Below are 14013 nucleotides of genomic sequence, written 5' to 3' on the forward strand. Positions count from 1 at the left end.
CGTCGGTCAGGCGGCCCCATCCGCCGGTCGGCCGGCTCCAAAGCCGCCGGCCGGCCCTCCGTTCGCCTCAGAAGAAGGTGGGAACGCGCGGGGCGTAGGGCTCTTCGAGGGCGTCGATCTCCTCGGCGGTGAGTTCGATGTCGAGCGCGGCGGCGGCGTCGGCGAGGTGGTGCGGCTTGGTCGCGCCCACGATCGGCGCGGAGACCACCGGGTTCTTCAGCACCCAGGCCAACGCGACCTGCGCCATCGACACGCCGCGGGCCTGGGCGATGCGCTGGACGGCCTCGACGATGGCCTGGTCGCTGTCGAGGAAGATCGGCCGGCCCTGCTGGTCGACGGTCCGGTGCTCCGCCGCGCGCTGCGTGACGCGCTCGCCCCAGGGCCGGGTGACCAGTCCCCCGGCCAGCGGGCTCCACGGGATGCTTCCCACGCCCTGGTAGGCGAGCAGGCCGAGCATCTCGCGCTCCTCCTCGCGGTGGATCAGGCTGTACTGGTCCTGCATGGACACGAACCGGGTCCACCCGTGGGTCTGCGCGGCGTGCTGCATGGTGGCGAACTGCCAGGCCCACATCGACGAGGCACCGATGTAGCGGACCTTGCCGGCCTTGACCACGTCGTGCAGCGCCTCCATCGTCTCCTCGACCGGCGTCTGCGGGTCGAAGCGGTGGATCTGGTAGAGGTCGACGAAGTCGGTGCCCAGCCGCCGCAGCGACGCGTCGATCTGCTCCATGATCGCCTTGCGGGACAGGCCCGCCCCGCCCGGGCCCTCGTGCATCGGCGCCCACAACTTGGTGGCCAGCACGACGTCCTCACGCCGGGTGTACTTGCGCAGCGCCCGCCCGACGACCTCCTCCGAGCTGCCCAGGCCGTAGATGTTCGCGGTGTCCCAGAACGTGATGCCGAGCTCGACGGCCTGGCGGAAGACCGGCTCGGCCGCGTCGTCGTCGAGCGCCCAGCTCGTCCGCTTGGCGGGATCGCCGAAGCTCATACAGCCCAGGGCGATCCGGCTGATCCTGAGCCCCGACGTTCCCAGTCGCGTGTACTCCATGGCGCACTCCTGCTCGGTGGTGTGGGCTGTGCCCTCGCTGCTGAAGGCGGCCGCCTTCACTCCCCACCGTGGCACGAACCGCCGCCCACGGCCTCCCATCAGGGGGTTCCTGCCGTGGCAGGTACTGACAGGCCCCCTCTGCGGGTACGGCCAGGGCCCCTCTCACCGGCGGATGCGGACGTACCGTTGCGGGCATGGACGCCCGCACCGAGTTCCGCGACTTCCTCACCTCCCGCCGCGCCAGGATCACCCCCGCGCAGGCCGGCCTGCCCGTCAGCGGCGGGAACCGCCGGGTGACCGGTCTGCGCCGCGAGGAGGTCGCGCTCCTGGCCGGCGTCAGCGCCGACTACTACATCAAGCTCGAACGCGGCAACGCCCGCGGCGTGTCCGGCGGCGTCCTGGAAGCCCTCGCCCGCGCTCTCCACCTCGACGAGGCCGAGCGCGCGCACCTGTTCGACCTGGCCCGCGCCGCCAACTCCGGCACGCGCACGCCCCCGCGCACTCCCCGACCCCGTGTGCGCCCCAGCATCCAGCGCATCCTGGACTCCATGTCCGCCACGCCGGCCTACGTACGCAACCGGCGGCTGGACATCCTGGCCACCAACCGGCTCGGCCGGGCCCTGATCCGCCCGATCCTCACCTCCCCGTGCCGGCCGCCCAACGTGGCCCGCTTCATGTTCCTGGACCCGGCGGCCGCCGACTACTACGTCGACTGGGAGCGGATGGCCGCCGGCACCGTCGCGATCCTGCGCGCCGAAGCCGGCCGCGACCCCCACGACAAGGCCCTCACCGACCTGGTCGGCGAACTCTCCACCAGGAGCGACCTGTTCCGCACCCGCTGGGCCACCCACAACGTCCACCTGCACCGCGGTGGCGTCAAACGCCTGCGCCACCCCGTCGTCGGCGAGCTGACCCTGGAGTACGAGGCCCTGGAACTGCCCGCCGACACCGGGCTGACCATGATGGCCTACAGCACCGAACCCGCCACGCCCGCACGCGACGCCCTGAACCTGCTGGCCGGTTGGGCCGCGTCCTTCGAGGAGGACGGCGACCCCGACGCGCGAGCCCGCCCCACCTCCGCGACAGGGCCCGGCACTTCCGCCTGACGCTCCCTCGGAGCCGCCGGATTCCTCCTGGCCGAGGCGGAGCCGGGCGGCCGGGTCTCAGCCGGGGCGGCCGGGCCTCAGCCGGGCAGACCGGGTCTCAGCCGGGCAGACCGGCGCTGGTCAGCCAGATGTGCGCGCAGGTCGCGGATGCCTCGCCCAACGCCCCGCGGGACTCCTGCGAGGCGTGGTAGAAGGTCCGCTCGATCATCCAGCACAGGGCGCGTGCCATCGCCGGTGCCTGTTCCGGTCCGCTGCCGGTCTGGACGCCGGCGCGTTCCAGGACCGCGGTGATGGCCGCGATGAACAAGTCGGCGGTACGGCTCCACAGTTCGCCGATCTCCGGGACGGTCAGCGACAGGTCGATCGCCGTGCGCATCACCAGGCCGTGCTCGTTCCACAGCTCGACGGTGCGCCGCATGGCCCCGTCGACGGCCCGGCGCGGGTCGTCGGCCTTCGCGGTGGCCCGGGAGCGTTCCCACAGGTGCTCCACGGTCCGGGCCACCAGCGCGGTGACCACTTCCTGCTTGGAGCCGAAGTAGAAGTACAGGGCGCCGCGGGTGATCCCGGCGCCCTGGGCGATGTCGCCGACGGTCATGGCGTCGTAGCCCTTGCTCGCCAGCAGCGCCTCGCAGGTGTCCAGGATGGCCCGCTCCCGCAGGTCGCCCTTGCGTTCGGCGGTGCGCCGGCCTCGCGCGGGGTCGTGCCCGGGGGTCACAGCTGAGCGCCCTCGGCGAAGTCGGTCGTACGGGAGAGGGTCTCCCAGGTACGGATGTCCTCGTCCACGGCCGTGCGCGCGGCGGCCACCAGGCGCAGCGCGTCCGAGCCCAGCACGAGGTGGGCCGGCGGATGCTCCACCGACGTGATGTGCACGACGGCGTCCCCGGCCTTGGCCGGATCGCCCAGCTGGTTCCCGCTGGCCTTCTGCCGCGCCGCGCGGATGGGGGCGAACAGTTCGTCGTAGTCCTCGATGGAGCGCGCGACGCGGGTCATGGAGCGCCCGGCCCAGTCGGTGCGGAAGGAGCCGGGCTCGATCGCCGTCACGTGGATGCCGAACTGTGCGACCTCCTTGCCCAGTGCTTCGAGGATGCCCTCCAGGGCGAACTTGCTGCCGCAGTAGGCGGACATGCCGGGCACCGCCATCAGCCCGCCCATGGAGGTGACGGCCATCAGGTGCCCGCGGCGGCGCCGGCGCATGTGGGGCAGCGCCGCCCGCAAGGTGGCCACCGCTCCGAACACGTTGACCTCGAACTGCCGCCGCACCTCGGGCAGCGGGGTCTCCTCCAAGGTGCCTTCCAGGCCGTAGCCCGCGTTGGCGATGACGACGTCCAGGGGGCCGACGGCCTGCTCCACCTCCGTGATGACGCGCGGGACGGCCTCGTCGTCCGTCACGTCCAGGACGCGGCCGTGCGCGCGCTCGGGGTCGAGCGCTTCGAAAGCCCGCAGGTCCTGCTCCGAGCGGACCGTGCCGACGACGGTGTGCCCGGCAGCCAGGGCGGCCTGGGCGAAGGACCGCCCCAGGCCCGTACTGACGCCGGTGATGAGCCAGTTCCGCTGCTGCATCGCTTCTCCAGGAAGGGTTCGCGGGGAGCCGGATCGCTCCCCTACCCAAAAAGTCTACACTCCGTCGATTTTTATCGCCGATACGTTGATTCTGGCGGGCTCGGCGGGCCCGGTGGGTCCGGCGGCCCGGCCGGGTCCAGCGCGCTGCCGCAGGTCGGCCCTCACCCGGTCGGCGAACGTGTGCGACTCCGCACCGCCCACGCCCACGCTGACGCCGGCGCCCGGCCGGCCCGCTCCGGCCCGCGCGAACCACGTGCCCTTTTCCCTGTGCGGAAAATCCCTGTTCGCCCGTGAACGCAGGCGCCCATCCTCGTGCACACACCGGAGCGCACGACCGCGGGAAACGCGCGGCGGCGGACGACGAGCACACGGGGGCACGGCCATGGGCCACCAAGATCCGGACGGGGACTTCAGCGGACTCGACCCCGCGCGGCTGTGGGACCTGATCAACTCGATCGACCGCCGTACGGCCACCGGCGGCCACAGCAGCGCGCAGCCGCTGGTGGACAAGTGGATGACGACGGCCCGGGGCATGAGCCTCGACACGTCCCGGCTGACCGCGATCAACCGCCATCTGTCCTGGGCCCGGGGGCAGTTGCCGATGCTGCGGCGCCGGCACAGCCTGGCCGCGGATGCCGCCAGGCAGGCGAAGGAGCTGGGCGGCGGGAAGGGGCTGGCGGCGACCGCCGCCGGCGCCGACCTCGACGGGTTCGGCACGCAGGCCGCGGCGGTGAACGCGGCGAGGAAGGACGCCAAGGCGTACAAGGACGGGAAGATCAGCGCCGCGCGGTACCTCGAACTCGTGCAGGCGCACGACACGGACCCGGACTACTGCAAAGCCGCGTTGGGCGTGCTCGGCACGAAGGCCGCCATGAAACTCGTCACCGAGGACCACCTCTACGAGGAGGGCAACCCCGACGCCGGGCAGGCCCTGATGGCCGACTTCCTGGCCACCGCCCTGCGCAGTGGCGCGTCGCTGAAGAACGAGCTCGGCGCGATTCCGTCCGAGCTGGCGCCGCTGCTCCGCTTCGCGAACTTCCCGCCCGCGGTGCTGGTCAGCCTCGGCGACGACGCGCTGAGCGACAACTCCGGGCAACTGGGCAGGTACGTGTGGCCCGCGCTCGCCGCCGACCCCGTCGCGGCCACCGCGTTCGTGCACGACCACGCCAAGGAGCTGCCCGGGCTCATCGGGCCGAGCGGCCAGGGCAACGCCACCATCAACCCGGCGGAGTCCAAGGCGTTCGCCGCGGTGCTGCGCGCCGGTACGCTGCCCGCGCCCGGCGTGGACCCGAAGACCTCCGCGGCCAACACCACGGCGTTCGTCACCTACTACGCCCGTCACCCCGACGCCCACCCGTCATCGGAGTACTGCGCGGTCTACGCCGACATCATCGAGGCGTACTGGCCGGACCTCCAGGCGAGCCTGACCGACCCGGCGCCGGTCCTGGGTCCGGGGCACGTCGACGCCGACGGTGCCGCGTGGGCGGCCTTCATCGACCAGGCCATGCAGGACGGCACCTGCGCCGGACGGGTGCTCGCGTTCGGCCGGAAGCGGGCACAGGAGATGGCCGACAACGACCCGGACAACCCGATTCACGAGAACGGCGCCGGCACCATCGACGGCGTCTTCGACTACGAAGCCCGGGCGGTCAGCAAACAGCTGTCCGCCGACGAGACGGCGAAGAAGAAGGCGTGGGCGGATCACCTGTCCGACGCCTTCGCCTTCGCCGTGCACACCGGAGTCGACGTCGCGCTGGACCCCGGCCAGGCGGCCGCCACGATCGGCAAGGCGGCGCTGAGCAAGGGCGAGGACGAATTCATCAAACTGATCACGACCACGGGCAAGCACGCGGACATCGGCTCGCCGCCGACGAGCACCACCTGGCAGGACGACTGGCAGGACGCCGCCCACCACGCCTACGTGGACAACCCCCACGTCGGCGACCCCGGGAAGTACGCGAACGAGTACAGCCACGGCAAGCCGTTCCTCACCGGCGACGGCCACCTCGTCGCGAACGCCACCGCGGGACAGCGGCGCGCCTACAACGAGTGGCTCAAGGACCCCGCGACCGCGAAGGCGTCGGTGGAGAACTTCAACACCCGCGACCGCGCCGATCTGCGCGGTCTCACCGGCAACGGCTGACGCGCCGGGGGCGCCGACCCCGGTGGTGCGGAGGGCCTGTCGCCTCCGCACCACCGGGGTCGGCCGGAGCGGGTCAGTTCAGCGCGAACTTCTGGGCGGCGGTGCCGTTGCAGTCGTGGATCTGCAGGCGGGTGCCGTTGGCGCCGGCACCGTTCGGGTCGTCCAGGCAGCGGCCGGACTGCGGGTTGAGCAGCGAGCCGTCGGACTGCTGCTGCCAGACCTGGCCGCCGACGCCGTCGCAGTCGTAGAGCTCCACCTGGGTGTCCTGGGCGGTGCCGTTGCCGTCGATGTCCAGGCAGCGGCCGAGGGTGCGCAGCGAGCCGTCGGCGGCGTGCACCCAGTGCTGGTCCAGCGCGTAGGGCTGGCAGTCCCACAGTTGCGCGGCGCTGAGGTTGCCGCCGTTGTCGTCGCCGTCGATGTCCACGCACTTTCCGCCGGGGGCGTTGACCGGCGCTCCGCCGTTGACCGTGAACCGCTGGGCGTCGGTGCCGTTGCAGTCGTGGATCTGCAGGCGGGTGCCGTTGGCGGTGGCGTCGTTCGGGGAGTCCAGGCAGCGGCCGGACTGCGGGTTGAAGAGCGAGCCGTCGGCGCGCTGCACCCACTTCTGCCCGCCGACCCCGTTGCAGTCGTAGAGCTGGACCTGGGCGTTCTGGGCGGTGCTGTTGCCGACGATGTCCAGGCAGCGGCCGAGCGTGCGCAGCGAGCCGTCGGCGTCGTGGGTCCAGTGCTGGTCGGCGGCGGCGCTCTGGCAGCTCCAGAGCTGGACGGCCGCGGACCGGCCCGCGACGTCATCGCCGGTGACGTCCACGCAGGTGCCGCCGGGTCCGGCGATCGTGGCCGGTGCCACCCCCGCGGTGTCGCCCGCGTAGCCGGCCGACACGATGTTCGCCTGCACGGCGTCGTCCGCGGCGTCCGACGGGTAGCCGGAGGTCATCACGCCTTCGAAGAAGGAGCCGCCGGCGCGGTTGCTGTTGTCGCCGCCGGTGCCCATGACGATGGAGCCCTCCTGCTGCATGGGCGCGTAGCCGGGTGGCAGGGCGCCGTTCCACCAGGTGGTGAGGGCGCCCGACCGGGAGTCGCCGCCCTTGAGCGCGAAGCTCGTCTGGCCGTTGTTCTTCAGCACGGCCGTGACGAACGGGCTGGAGTTGCCGCCGTTGACGCTGTGGGCGTTGGTGTCGGCCTGGTAGATGCCGTTCTCCAGGTCGGCCTGCACCCAGGGCCCGTTGCCCCGGCACGGGTCGCAGGCCCTCGCCGGGGAGATGTTGAGCGCGTCCATGTGGCCGGCGCCGGTGTCGTCCTCGGCCGCCTCGACATTGCCGAAGTCGAAGCAGCAGTCGTGGATGGTGTGGGTGCCGCTGGCCACCATGTACATGCCCTCGGGCTGGCCGCCGGTGGCGACCCCCGACCCGACGGCGTGGCGGTACCCGACGCCCGGCGGCACGTAGACGCCGTACACCGAGTGGCCGCCCACGGTGACGTGCAACGCGTCCGCCATCGCACCGGAGTCGGCGGCGCCCGCGGTGCCGGCGCCCGCGATGGTCAGGTCGTTGTGCCGCGGCGACTGGTCGTAGATCTTGGAGATGACGCACGGGCCGGCGGCGCAGAAGACGTTCTGCGGTCCGGCGTCGGCGATGCCGCCGGGGGCGAGCAGGCCGATGTCGAGCGTCGCGCCGTCATGCACCCGGGTGACCTGGTAGAGGTTGCCGCTGTAGGAGCCGTAGAGCGCGCGGACGGTGCTGAAGGCGCCGACGCAGGGGGTTCCGGCGTTGCCGTAGATGTCGCAGGGCTGGTCCGTGGCGGCGTGCGCGGGACCGGTGACGCCGACCAGCAGGCCGAGGGCCAGGACCATGGTCGCGCCCATCGAGAGAAGGACGCCGCGCAGGCGTCTCAGCGCGTGCCGCAGATGTGGTCGGTGAGCGTGAGCGGTCATCGTCGACCTTTCTCCGTCGGGTGATGTCGCGGATGGCGGTGCGCGGGCGCCCGGTGGGAGGCGCCGCGCGTCACCTGGTGCGGATACCCCGTGCGCGATGCTCATACGATTCAGCGCAGTCGAAGCTAGAGGTGGCGCGTCGAGCCCGTCAACCCCTGGGCCAGGCGCCCTGTTGCCCGATGATCTCGCGGACGACTCTTGACGCGGTGTTCACGGCCACTTAGCGTCCGGGGTGCTGAATCGTTGAAGCACATCCCTGGGAGCACCGCATGACGCGCTTCAACCGCATTGACCCCTCAGGGGTGGCGGGATGACGGCGGCCGAACGCGACCGCAGCCGCGGTGACCGACGCGAGGACGGCGAGGTCGTCCCGCTGGGGCGGGGCGGCCCGGAGGAGAGGGGCGACGCCGACCCGCCGGCCGGTGGTGGTGACGGCGGCGGCCGGAGCCGCAGACGCGCGGCGCCGGCCGGCAGGCGCGGCACCGTCACGCTCAAGGACGTCGCGACGGCCGTCGGGATCTCGCAGAGCGCCGCGTCCATGGCGCTCGCGGACCATCCGCGGATCAGCGCGGCGACCAAGGAGGCCGTCAGGGCCGCCGCGGCGAAGCTCGGCTACGTCCCGAACTCCGCGGGGCGGGCGCTGCGCGCGGGCCGTTCGACCTCGATCGCGGTCGTCGTGCCCCAGACCGGCCGGCATGTGTTCGGCCACCCCTACTTCATGCATCTGCTGGTGGGGGTCACCGCCGAGGCCAACGCCCACGACGCCGCCCTGATGGTGTCGACCAACCCCGACGAGTCCCACGGCGTCGCGGCCTACGAGCGGGTGCTGCGCTCGCAGGCGGCGTCGGGCGCGATCGTCGCCTCTGCCTCGATCGGCGACCCCAACGTCAACCGCATGGTGGACGCCGCGTTGCCGGTGGTGCTGATCGGGCGGTTCGTGCACCTGCCGCACGCGGCGAGCGTCGGCATCGACGAGACCGCGGGCGCCGCGGCGGTCGCCCACCACCTGGTGGAGGACCACGGGCTGACCCGGATCGGCTACATCAGCGGCCCGCTCGACCACCAGACCGCGGTGGACCGCTACGAGGGCTTCCGCGCCACGCTCGCCGCGTCGCGGCGGCCGTGCACCCACACCCTCGCCGTGGGCGACTTCAGCGAGGAGTCGGGGACGCTCGCCGCGCGGCAGGTGCTGGACAGCATGTCCGACGTCCAGGCGATCTTCGCCGCCAACGACGAGATGGCCTACGGCGCGATGCTGGAGATCCGCTCCCGCGGGCTGCGCATCCCCGAGGACATCGCCCTGGCCGGATACGACGACTTCGGCGTCTCCCGGCTCACCACACCCGGGATCACCACCGTGCGCGTCCCGGCCGAGTCGCTGGGCCGCAAGGCCGCGGCGATCCTCTTCGACCTCGTGGACGGGACGGCGCCCGACCCGGTCCACACGGTGCTGCCGTTCGAACTCGTGATCCGCGAGTCCTGCGGAAGCCATCCCGGCTGAGCGGGCGGCACCGGCTCAGGGCGTGGCGGCCACGGGCATCAAGCGACTCCCGCCCAAGCGCCCGATCCCGGGCGCCCGATCACAGGCGCCCGATCCCAAGTGCCCGAATCCCAGGTCCCCGACGCCCGGGTCCCCGACGCCTGGACGCCCGCATCCCAGGACGCCCGACTCCCCCGCTCGCCTTCAGACCGTTCGCAGAGAAACCGGAGACCGGTGTGCTGACCTGCACTGCCACCCTCGACCCCGCCTTCGTCATCGCGCCGGTGCCCCCGCGGCTGTTCGGGTCGTTCGTCGAACACATGGGCCGCTGCGTCTACGGCGGCGTGTACGAGCCCGGCCACCCCGAAGCCGATGCCGAGGGCCTGCGGGCCGACGTCATCGAGCTCACCCGCGAACTCGGCGTGAGCGCCGTCCGCTACCCCGGCGGCAACTTCGTCTCCGGCTACCGCTGGGAGGACGGCGTCGGCCCCCGCGAGGACCGCCCGGTCGCCCTCGACCTGGCCTGGCGCTCGCTGGAGCCCAACACCTTCGGGCTCAACGAGTTCATGTCGTGGGCGAGGCAGGCCGGCGTCGAACCGATCATGGCCGTCAACCTCGGCACCCGCGGCGTCGAGGACGCCTGCAACCTGCTCGAATACGCCAACTTCCCGGCCGGCACCCGCTACTCCGACCTGCGCGTCGCGCACGGCGTGCGCGACCCGCACCGCATCAGGACCTGGTGCCTGGGCAACGAGATGGACGGCCCCTGGCAGATCGGCCGGAAGACCGGCACCGAGTACGGCCGGCTGGCCGCCGAGACCGGCAAGGCCATGCGGCGGATCGACCCGTCCATCGAACTCGTCGCCTGCGGCAGCTCCAACGAGCGGATGCCGACCTTCGGGTCCTGGGAGGCCGACGTCCTGGACGAGGCGTTCGACGTCGTCGACTCCATCTCGCTGCACGCCTACTTCGAGCAGCACGGCGAGGACCGGGTCGGCTTCCTGGCCTCCGCGCAGGTGATGGACGACTTCATCGACGGCGTCGTCGCCACCTGCGACCACATCGCGGCCAAGAAGCGCTCCCGGCGCAGGCTGAGGCTCTCCTTCGACGAGTGGAACCTCTGGCACGAGAGCCGGTTCGCCGGCCAGGACCATCTCGACTGGGCGCGGGCACCCCGGCTGATCGAGGACGAGTACACCGTCGAGGACGCTGTCGTCCTGGGCAACCTGCTGATGAGCCTGCTCCGGCACAGCGACCGGGTGACCATCGCCTGCCTCGCCCAACTCGTCAACGTCATCGCGCCGATCCGCACCGAACCCGACAGCGGCGCCTGGCGGCAGACCATCTTCCACCCCTTCGCCCTCACCGCCCGGCACGCGCGTGGCGAGGTGCTGCGCGTGGAGCCGAACTCGCCGGTGCTGCACTCCGAGACCCTCGGCGACGTGGCGGCGGTCGACGTGACCGCGACCCGGGACGCCGAGACCGGCGAGACGACGGTCTTCGCCGTGAACCGGGACGAGAGCCAGGCCGCCACCTTGCGGTTGGCGATGGCCGGCGAGGAGCACGCCGTCGTGGAACACGTCGTGCTGGGCGGCCGGGACCTGCTGGCGACCAACTCCAAGGCGGCGCCGCGCCGGGTGGAGCCGCGCTCCAGCACCCGGCACTCGGCCGACCCGAAGGGGCTGTCCGTGGAACTCCCGCCGGTGTCCTGGACGATGGTCCGGACGGCCCCGGTGGCCGGGTGATCCCGCGGGCGGGCCGGGCCACGAGCCCCCGCCCCGGGCGCTCGGCGGCGCTCCCCCGAAGCGCTCCCCCGAGGCGCTCCCCGGCGCCGCGACACGCGGAAATCCGGCCGCCCCGACATATCCGTATCCGCGGCGAACGCGAAGTGAACGACGCCCGGGGAACGCGTTCTTCGGTCGGGGAGAAAGCGACGGGGTGAAATTCTGGTTCTACCCCGCTGGAAATTCCTCTACACCTCCGCTCGTCACCGAAATGAAATCACCGGCTCCGAACAGGCGCTTTACGCGATCCGCGGAGCACGGGCGCGCCGGGCGGCCGGCATCCCCAACCGGTCCTGATAGACGATGTGTTCGGGCCATCGGCCGGTGTGGCCGGGGGCCGGAAGGGGTGATTCGCCCGGGCCGGAAGGTGCCCCTACCATTCACCCCTCTTTCTCGTGTACTTTCGTCGGGCGAACCACGCACGACCTTCACGAGAGGAAGTGCGTGACATCTCCACCCGGAAAGGGGGTGCAATGATGAAGCTTCTCTTCGCCATTCGTAACAAGGTGTCCGCGCAGAAGAGCCTGAAGGCCAGCGCCTGGTACTTCTGGTACTAGGCCGCCAGGTCGTCCCCGCCGCGAGGCGGGGACGATGCCGCCTGCCCCGCTCGGCCTTCCTGGAGACCCGCATGCGCGCCACGGTGTTCCACCCACGACTCGCCGCCCTGTTCCGGGACCACCTCGGCCAGGACGTCTTCCGGCTCGAACCCGACACCATCGGGATCGCCGGACACGACGTGGCCGACCGGATTCTCGCCGCCCGCCGGGCCACCGAGGTGGAGCGGCCCACGTTCAAACCGCTGCACGGGCGCTCGATCCCGCGCGGCGAGGCCGGTTCGGTGATCCGCACCATCGGCGCCGATGTGCGCGAGGCCCTGAAGCGGACCCGCCCCCGCCCCGAGGACGTCGATCTGTCGGGGGTCTGGCCGCTGCGAGGACATCTGTTCCTGCGGGACCTGATCCTCGGCCAGGACCCGTACCGCCTGCGGGTCCTGATGAGCCGCAACCTCGAACTGACACCGAAGCTCACCTGGACCGTCATCGCGGCGGGCGCCGCGCTCCCGGGGCGGGTCGGGCGGCGGGGAGCCCCGCTGACCGCGATCGCGGGCCTGACCGCCGACGCGAAGGGGTACCAGGATCGCCGCTACGCGATGGGCATGTACCGGCGAGCGGCGGCCCCGGTGTGCTTCACGGTCTCCACCCTCGTCGCGAACGCGCTGTGGCTCGGCTCGCCGTTCGACCCCGAGACGCCCAACCGGCACATCCTGTACGAGGCCATGCGGCTGCTGCCGCCGTCCTGGAACATCCTGCGCAACGCCTCTCCCGAGTACCCCGGGATCGACGAGCGCATCGGCGCGGGCGACGACGTCCTGCTGCTGCCGCTCCTTTCGCACCGGGACCCGAAGCTGTGGGAGGACCCGGACACGTTCCGGCCGGAGCGCTGGGAGACCCTCGATCCCGACACCGCCCCCGGCTACCTGCCCTTCGGCCACTCCTCCGAGCGCTGCTGGGGCCGGCACATGGTGATGCCCCTGGCCGAGCTGCTCCTGGACCTCCTCCGCGGCTCCGGCCTGGCGGTGGACCCCGAGCAGACCTCCGCCAAGGTGCCCCTGGTCGGGCTGCTCGGCGTGGAGGACGTCAAGGTGACGGCGGTGCGCGGTGCGGCTGCCTGAGGGGAGCGAGGAGGCCGACGGGTCCGTACCGCGCGGGATACCCGAGCCGCCGTCGGAGGCGGACGAGCCGCCCGGGCCGCCCGGCGGGGCCGAGACCGTGGACGGGTCCTTCGCCCGCCACCCGCACGAGTCGTACCGGCGCTGGCGTGAGACGCGCGAGGTCCGCCAGGTCCGCTTCTCCGGTCCGGTGCCGCTGGCCGGCTGGGTCGTCACCGGGCACGCGGCCTGCCGGGCGGCCCTGGTGGACCCGCGGCTGAGCAAGGACGGCGCGACCGAGGCGTTCGCCCGGCACGAGGGGCTGCCCACGGGCGGCCCGGGCGGGGCGCTCACCACCCACCTGCTCAACTCCGACCCGCCGCGCCACACCCGGCTGCGCCGGCTGGTCCAACAGGCGTTCACGCAACGGCGGGTGGCGATGCTGCGCCCCCGGATCGAGGCCAGGGCCACCGCGCTGCTCGACGCCCTGGACGGGAGCGACGAGGTCGACCTGATCGGCCGGTTCGCGCTCCCGCTGCCGCTGGCGGTGATCTTCGACCTGCTCGGCGCGGACCCGGGTGATCCCGGGGTCCTCCAGGTCCGTGGCCACACGGTGACCGGGGACGAGGGCGACGGCGAGGTGTCCGTCCCGACGGCCGTGGCGATGCTGGACCGGCTGCGCGCCCTGATCGAGCAGAAGCGGGCGCACCCGGGCGACGACCTGCTGTCCGCCCTCGTCGCCGCCCGCGACGGCGGTGACCGCCTCACCGAGGAAGAGGTCACCTCGATGGCGTTCCTGCTGGTGATCGCGGGCCACCAGACCACCGCCAATCTCATCGCCAACGGCCTGCACGCCCTGCTCGCCCACCCCGATCAGCTCGCCGCCGTCCGCGCCGACCCGTCACTGCTGCCCGGCCTGACCGAGGAAGTCCTGCGCCACGAGAGCCCGTTCAGCATCGCGAGCCTGCGCTACGCCACGCAGCCGGTGGAGATCGAGGGCACCACGATCCCGGCCGGGGAGTTCGTGCAGATCGCGCTGCTGGCCGCCAACCGCGACCCTGAGGTCTTCCCGGACCCCGACCGGTTCGACGTCACCCGTGACGCCGCCGGGCACCTGGCGTTCGGCCACGGCATCCACCGCTGCCTGGGCGCACCGCTGGCCCGGCTCCAGGCCGAGATCGCCTTCGGCCAGGTGCTGCGGCGCTTTCCCGCGCTCCGCCTGGCGGACCCCGACCGCGCCCCCGCCTGGCAGGACAACCCCCGCCACCGGGGGCTGCTCTCCCTCCCGGTCCGGCTGCGCTGACGTCCCCGCCG

General features: G+C 72.5%; 11 protein-coding genes. 7 read left to right on the forward strand and 4 right to left on the reverse strand.

The window, feature by feature from the left end:
- Nucleotides 1–67 precede the first annotated feature (67 nt).
- Nucleotides 68–1048 (reverse strand): aldo/keto reductase, encoded by a 981-nt coding sequence (locus ACIPAE_RS29155; protein ID WP_329372577.1) that lies wholly within the window; start codon nucleotides 1046–1048, stop codon nucleotides 68–70.
- Nucleotides 1049–1242: 194 nt separating this feature from the next.
- Between ACIPAE_RS29155 and ACIPAE_RS29160 the strand changes: the two genes are divergently transcribed.
- Entirely contained in the window at nucleotides 1243–2154 is a 912-nt protein-coding gene (locus ACIPAE_RS29160; RefSeq protein WP_402449143.1) for a helix-turn-helix transcriptional regulator, read from the forward strand.
- Between the two features lie 97 nt (nucleotides 2155–2251).
- Here the strand turns inward: ACIPAE_RS29160 and ACIPAE_RS29165 are convergent, their stop codons facing one another.
- Together ACIPAE_RS29165 and ACIPAE_RS29170 are read right to left on the reverse strand one after the other, a co-directional pair.
- A complete protein-coding gene (locus tag ACIPAE_RS29165) occupies nucleotides 2252–2869 on the reverse strand; it encodes a TetR/AcrR family transcriptional regulator (protein ID WP_402449145.1) in 618 nt (205 codons plus the stop codon).
- Complete coding sequence (locus tag ACIPAE_RS29170) at nucleotides 2866–3714, reverse strand: oxidoreductase (RefSeq protein WP_329372572.1); 849 nt, start codon at nucleotides 3712–3714, stop codon at nucleotides 2866–2868. The genes ACIPAE_RS29165 and ACIPAE_RS29170 overlap by 4 nt, the downstream gene beginning before the upstream one ends.
- A 382-nt stretch (nucleotides 3715–4096) precedes the next feature.
- Between ACIPAE_RS29170 and ACIPAE_RS29175 the strand changes: the two genes are divergently transcribed.
- Nucleotides 4097–5857 (forward strand): hypothetical protein, encoded by a 1761-nt coding sequence (locus ACIPAE_RS29175; RefSeq protein WP_402449149.1) that lies wholly within the window; start codon nucleotides 4097–4099, stop codon nucleotides 5855–5857.
- A 73-nt stretch (nucleotides 5858–5930) separates the two neighbouring features.
- Here ACIPAE_RS29175 and ACIPAE_RS29180 read toward each other — a convergent pair whose 3' ends face one another.
- Nucleotides 5931–7787 (reverse strand): arabinofuranosidase catalytic domain-containing protein, encoded by a 1857-nt coding sequence (locus tag ACIPAE_RS29180; RefSeq protein WP_402449151.1) that lies wholly within the window; start codon nucleotides 7785–7787, stop codon nucleotides 5931–5933.
- Nucleotides 7788–8097: 310 nt separating this feature from the next.
- Between ACIPAE_RS29180 and ACIPAE_RS29185 the strand changes: the two genes are divergently transcribed.
- The 5 genes from ACIPAE_RS29185 to ACIPAE_RS29205 all read left to right on the forward strand — a co-directional run bounded on the left by ACIPAE_RS29185 (nucleotide 8098) and on the right by ACIPAE_RS29205 (nucleotide 14002).
- The gene (locus ACIPAE_RS29185) at nucleotides 8098–9288 is read left to right on the forward strand and encodes a LacI family DNA-binding transcriptional regulator (protein ID WP_402449153.1); all 1191 of its coding nucleotides are present in this window, start codon (nucleotides 8098–8100) and stop codon (nucleotides 9286–9288) included.
- Nucleotides 9289–9506: 218 nt separating this feature from the next.
- Nucleotides 9507–11012 (forward strand): alpha-N-arabinofuranosidase, encoded by a 1506-nt coding sequence (locus tag ACIPAE_RS29190; RefSeq protein ID WP_402449400.1) that lies wholly within the window; start codon nucleotides 9507–9509, stop codon nucleotides 11010–11012.
- 515 nt (nucleotides 11013–11527) lie between these two features.
- Nucleotides 11528–11608 (forward strand): tryptorubin family RiPP precursor, encoded by an 81-nt coding sequence (locus ACIPAE_RS29195; RefSeq protein WP_218161885.1) that lies wholly within the window; start codon nucleotides 11528–11530, stop codon nucleotides 11606–11608.
- A 71-nt stretch (nucleotides 11609–11679) separates the two neighbouring features.
- Nucleotides 11680–12723, forward strand: coding sequence for a cytochrome P450 (locus ACIPAE_RS29200; protein WP_402449156.1), 1044 nt, complete (start codon nucleotides 11680–11682; stop codon nucleotides 12721–12723).
- A complete protein-coding gene (locus ACIPAE_RS29205; protein ID WP_402449158.1) occupies nucleotides 12710–14002 on the forward strand; it encodes a cytochrome P450 in 1293 nt (430 codons plus the stop codon). The genes ACIPAE_RS29200 and ACIPAE_RS29205 overlap by 14 nt, the downstream gene beginning before the upstream one ends.
- Nucleotides 14003–14013 lie beyond the last annotated feature (11 nt).

Source organism: Streptomyces sp. NPDC087270, from assembly GCF_044744625.1.
Lineage (GTDB): Bacteria > Actinomycetota > Actinomycetes > Streptomycetales > Streptomycetaceae > Actinacidiphila.

What these genes read in the sequence shown, in the direction of transcription:
- ACIPAE_RS29155 (WP_329372577.1), bottom strand. Translation starts at nt 1,048, where the DNA reads ATGGAGTACACGCGACTGGGAACGTCGGGGCTCAGGATCAGCCGGATC.
- ACIPAE_RS29160 (WP_402449143.1), top strand. Translation starts at nt 1,243, where the DNA reads ATGGACGCCCGCACCGAGTTCCGCGACTTCCTCACCTCCCGCCGCGCC.
- ACIPAE_RS29170 (WP_329372572.1), bottom strand. Translation starts at nt 3,714, where the DNA reads ATGCAGCAGCGGAACTGGCTCATCACCGGCGTCAGTACGGGCCTGGGG.
- ACIPAE_RS29175 (WP_402449149.1), top strand. Translation starts at nt 4,097, where the DNA reads ATGGGCCACCAAGATCCGGACGGGGACTTCAGCGGACTCGACCCCGCG.
- ACIPAE_RS29180 (WP_402449151.1), bottom strand. Translation starts at nt 7,787, where the DNA reads ATGACCGCTCACGCTCACCGACCACATCTGCGGCACGCGCTGAGACGC.
- ACIPAE_RS29185 (WP_402449153.1), top strand. Translation starts at nt 8,098, where the DNA reads ATGACGGCGGCCGAACGCGACCGCAGCCGCGGTGACCGACGCGAGGAC.
- ACIPAE_RS29195 (WP_218161885.1), top strand. Translation starts at nt 11,528, where the DNA reads ATGAAGCTTCTCTTCGCCATTCGTAACAAGGTGTCCGCGCAGAAGAGC.
- ACIPAE_RS29200 (WP_402449156.1), top strand. Translation starts at nt 11,680, where the DNA reads ATGCGCGCCACGGTGTTCCACCCACGACTCGCCGCCCTGTTCCGGGAC.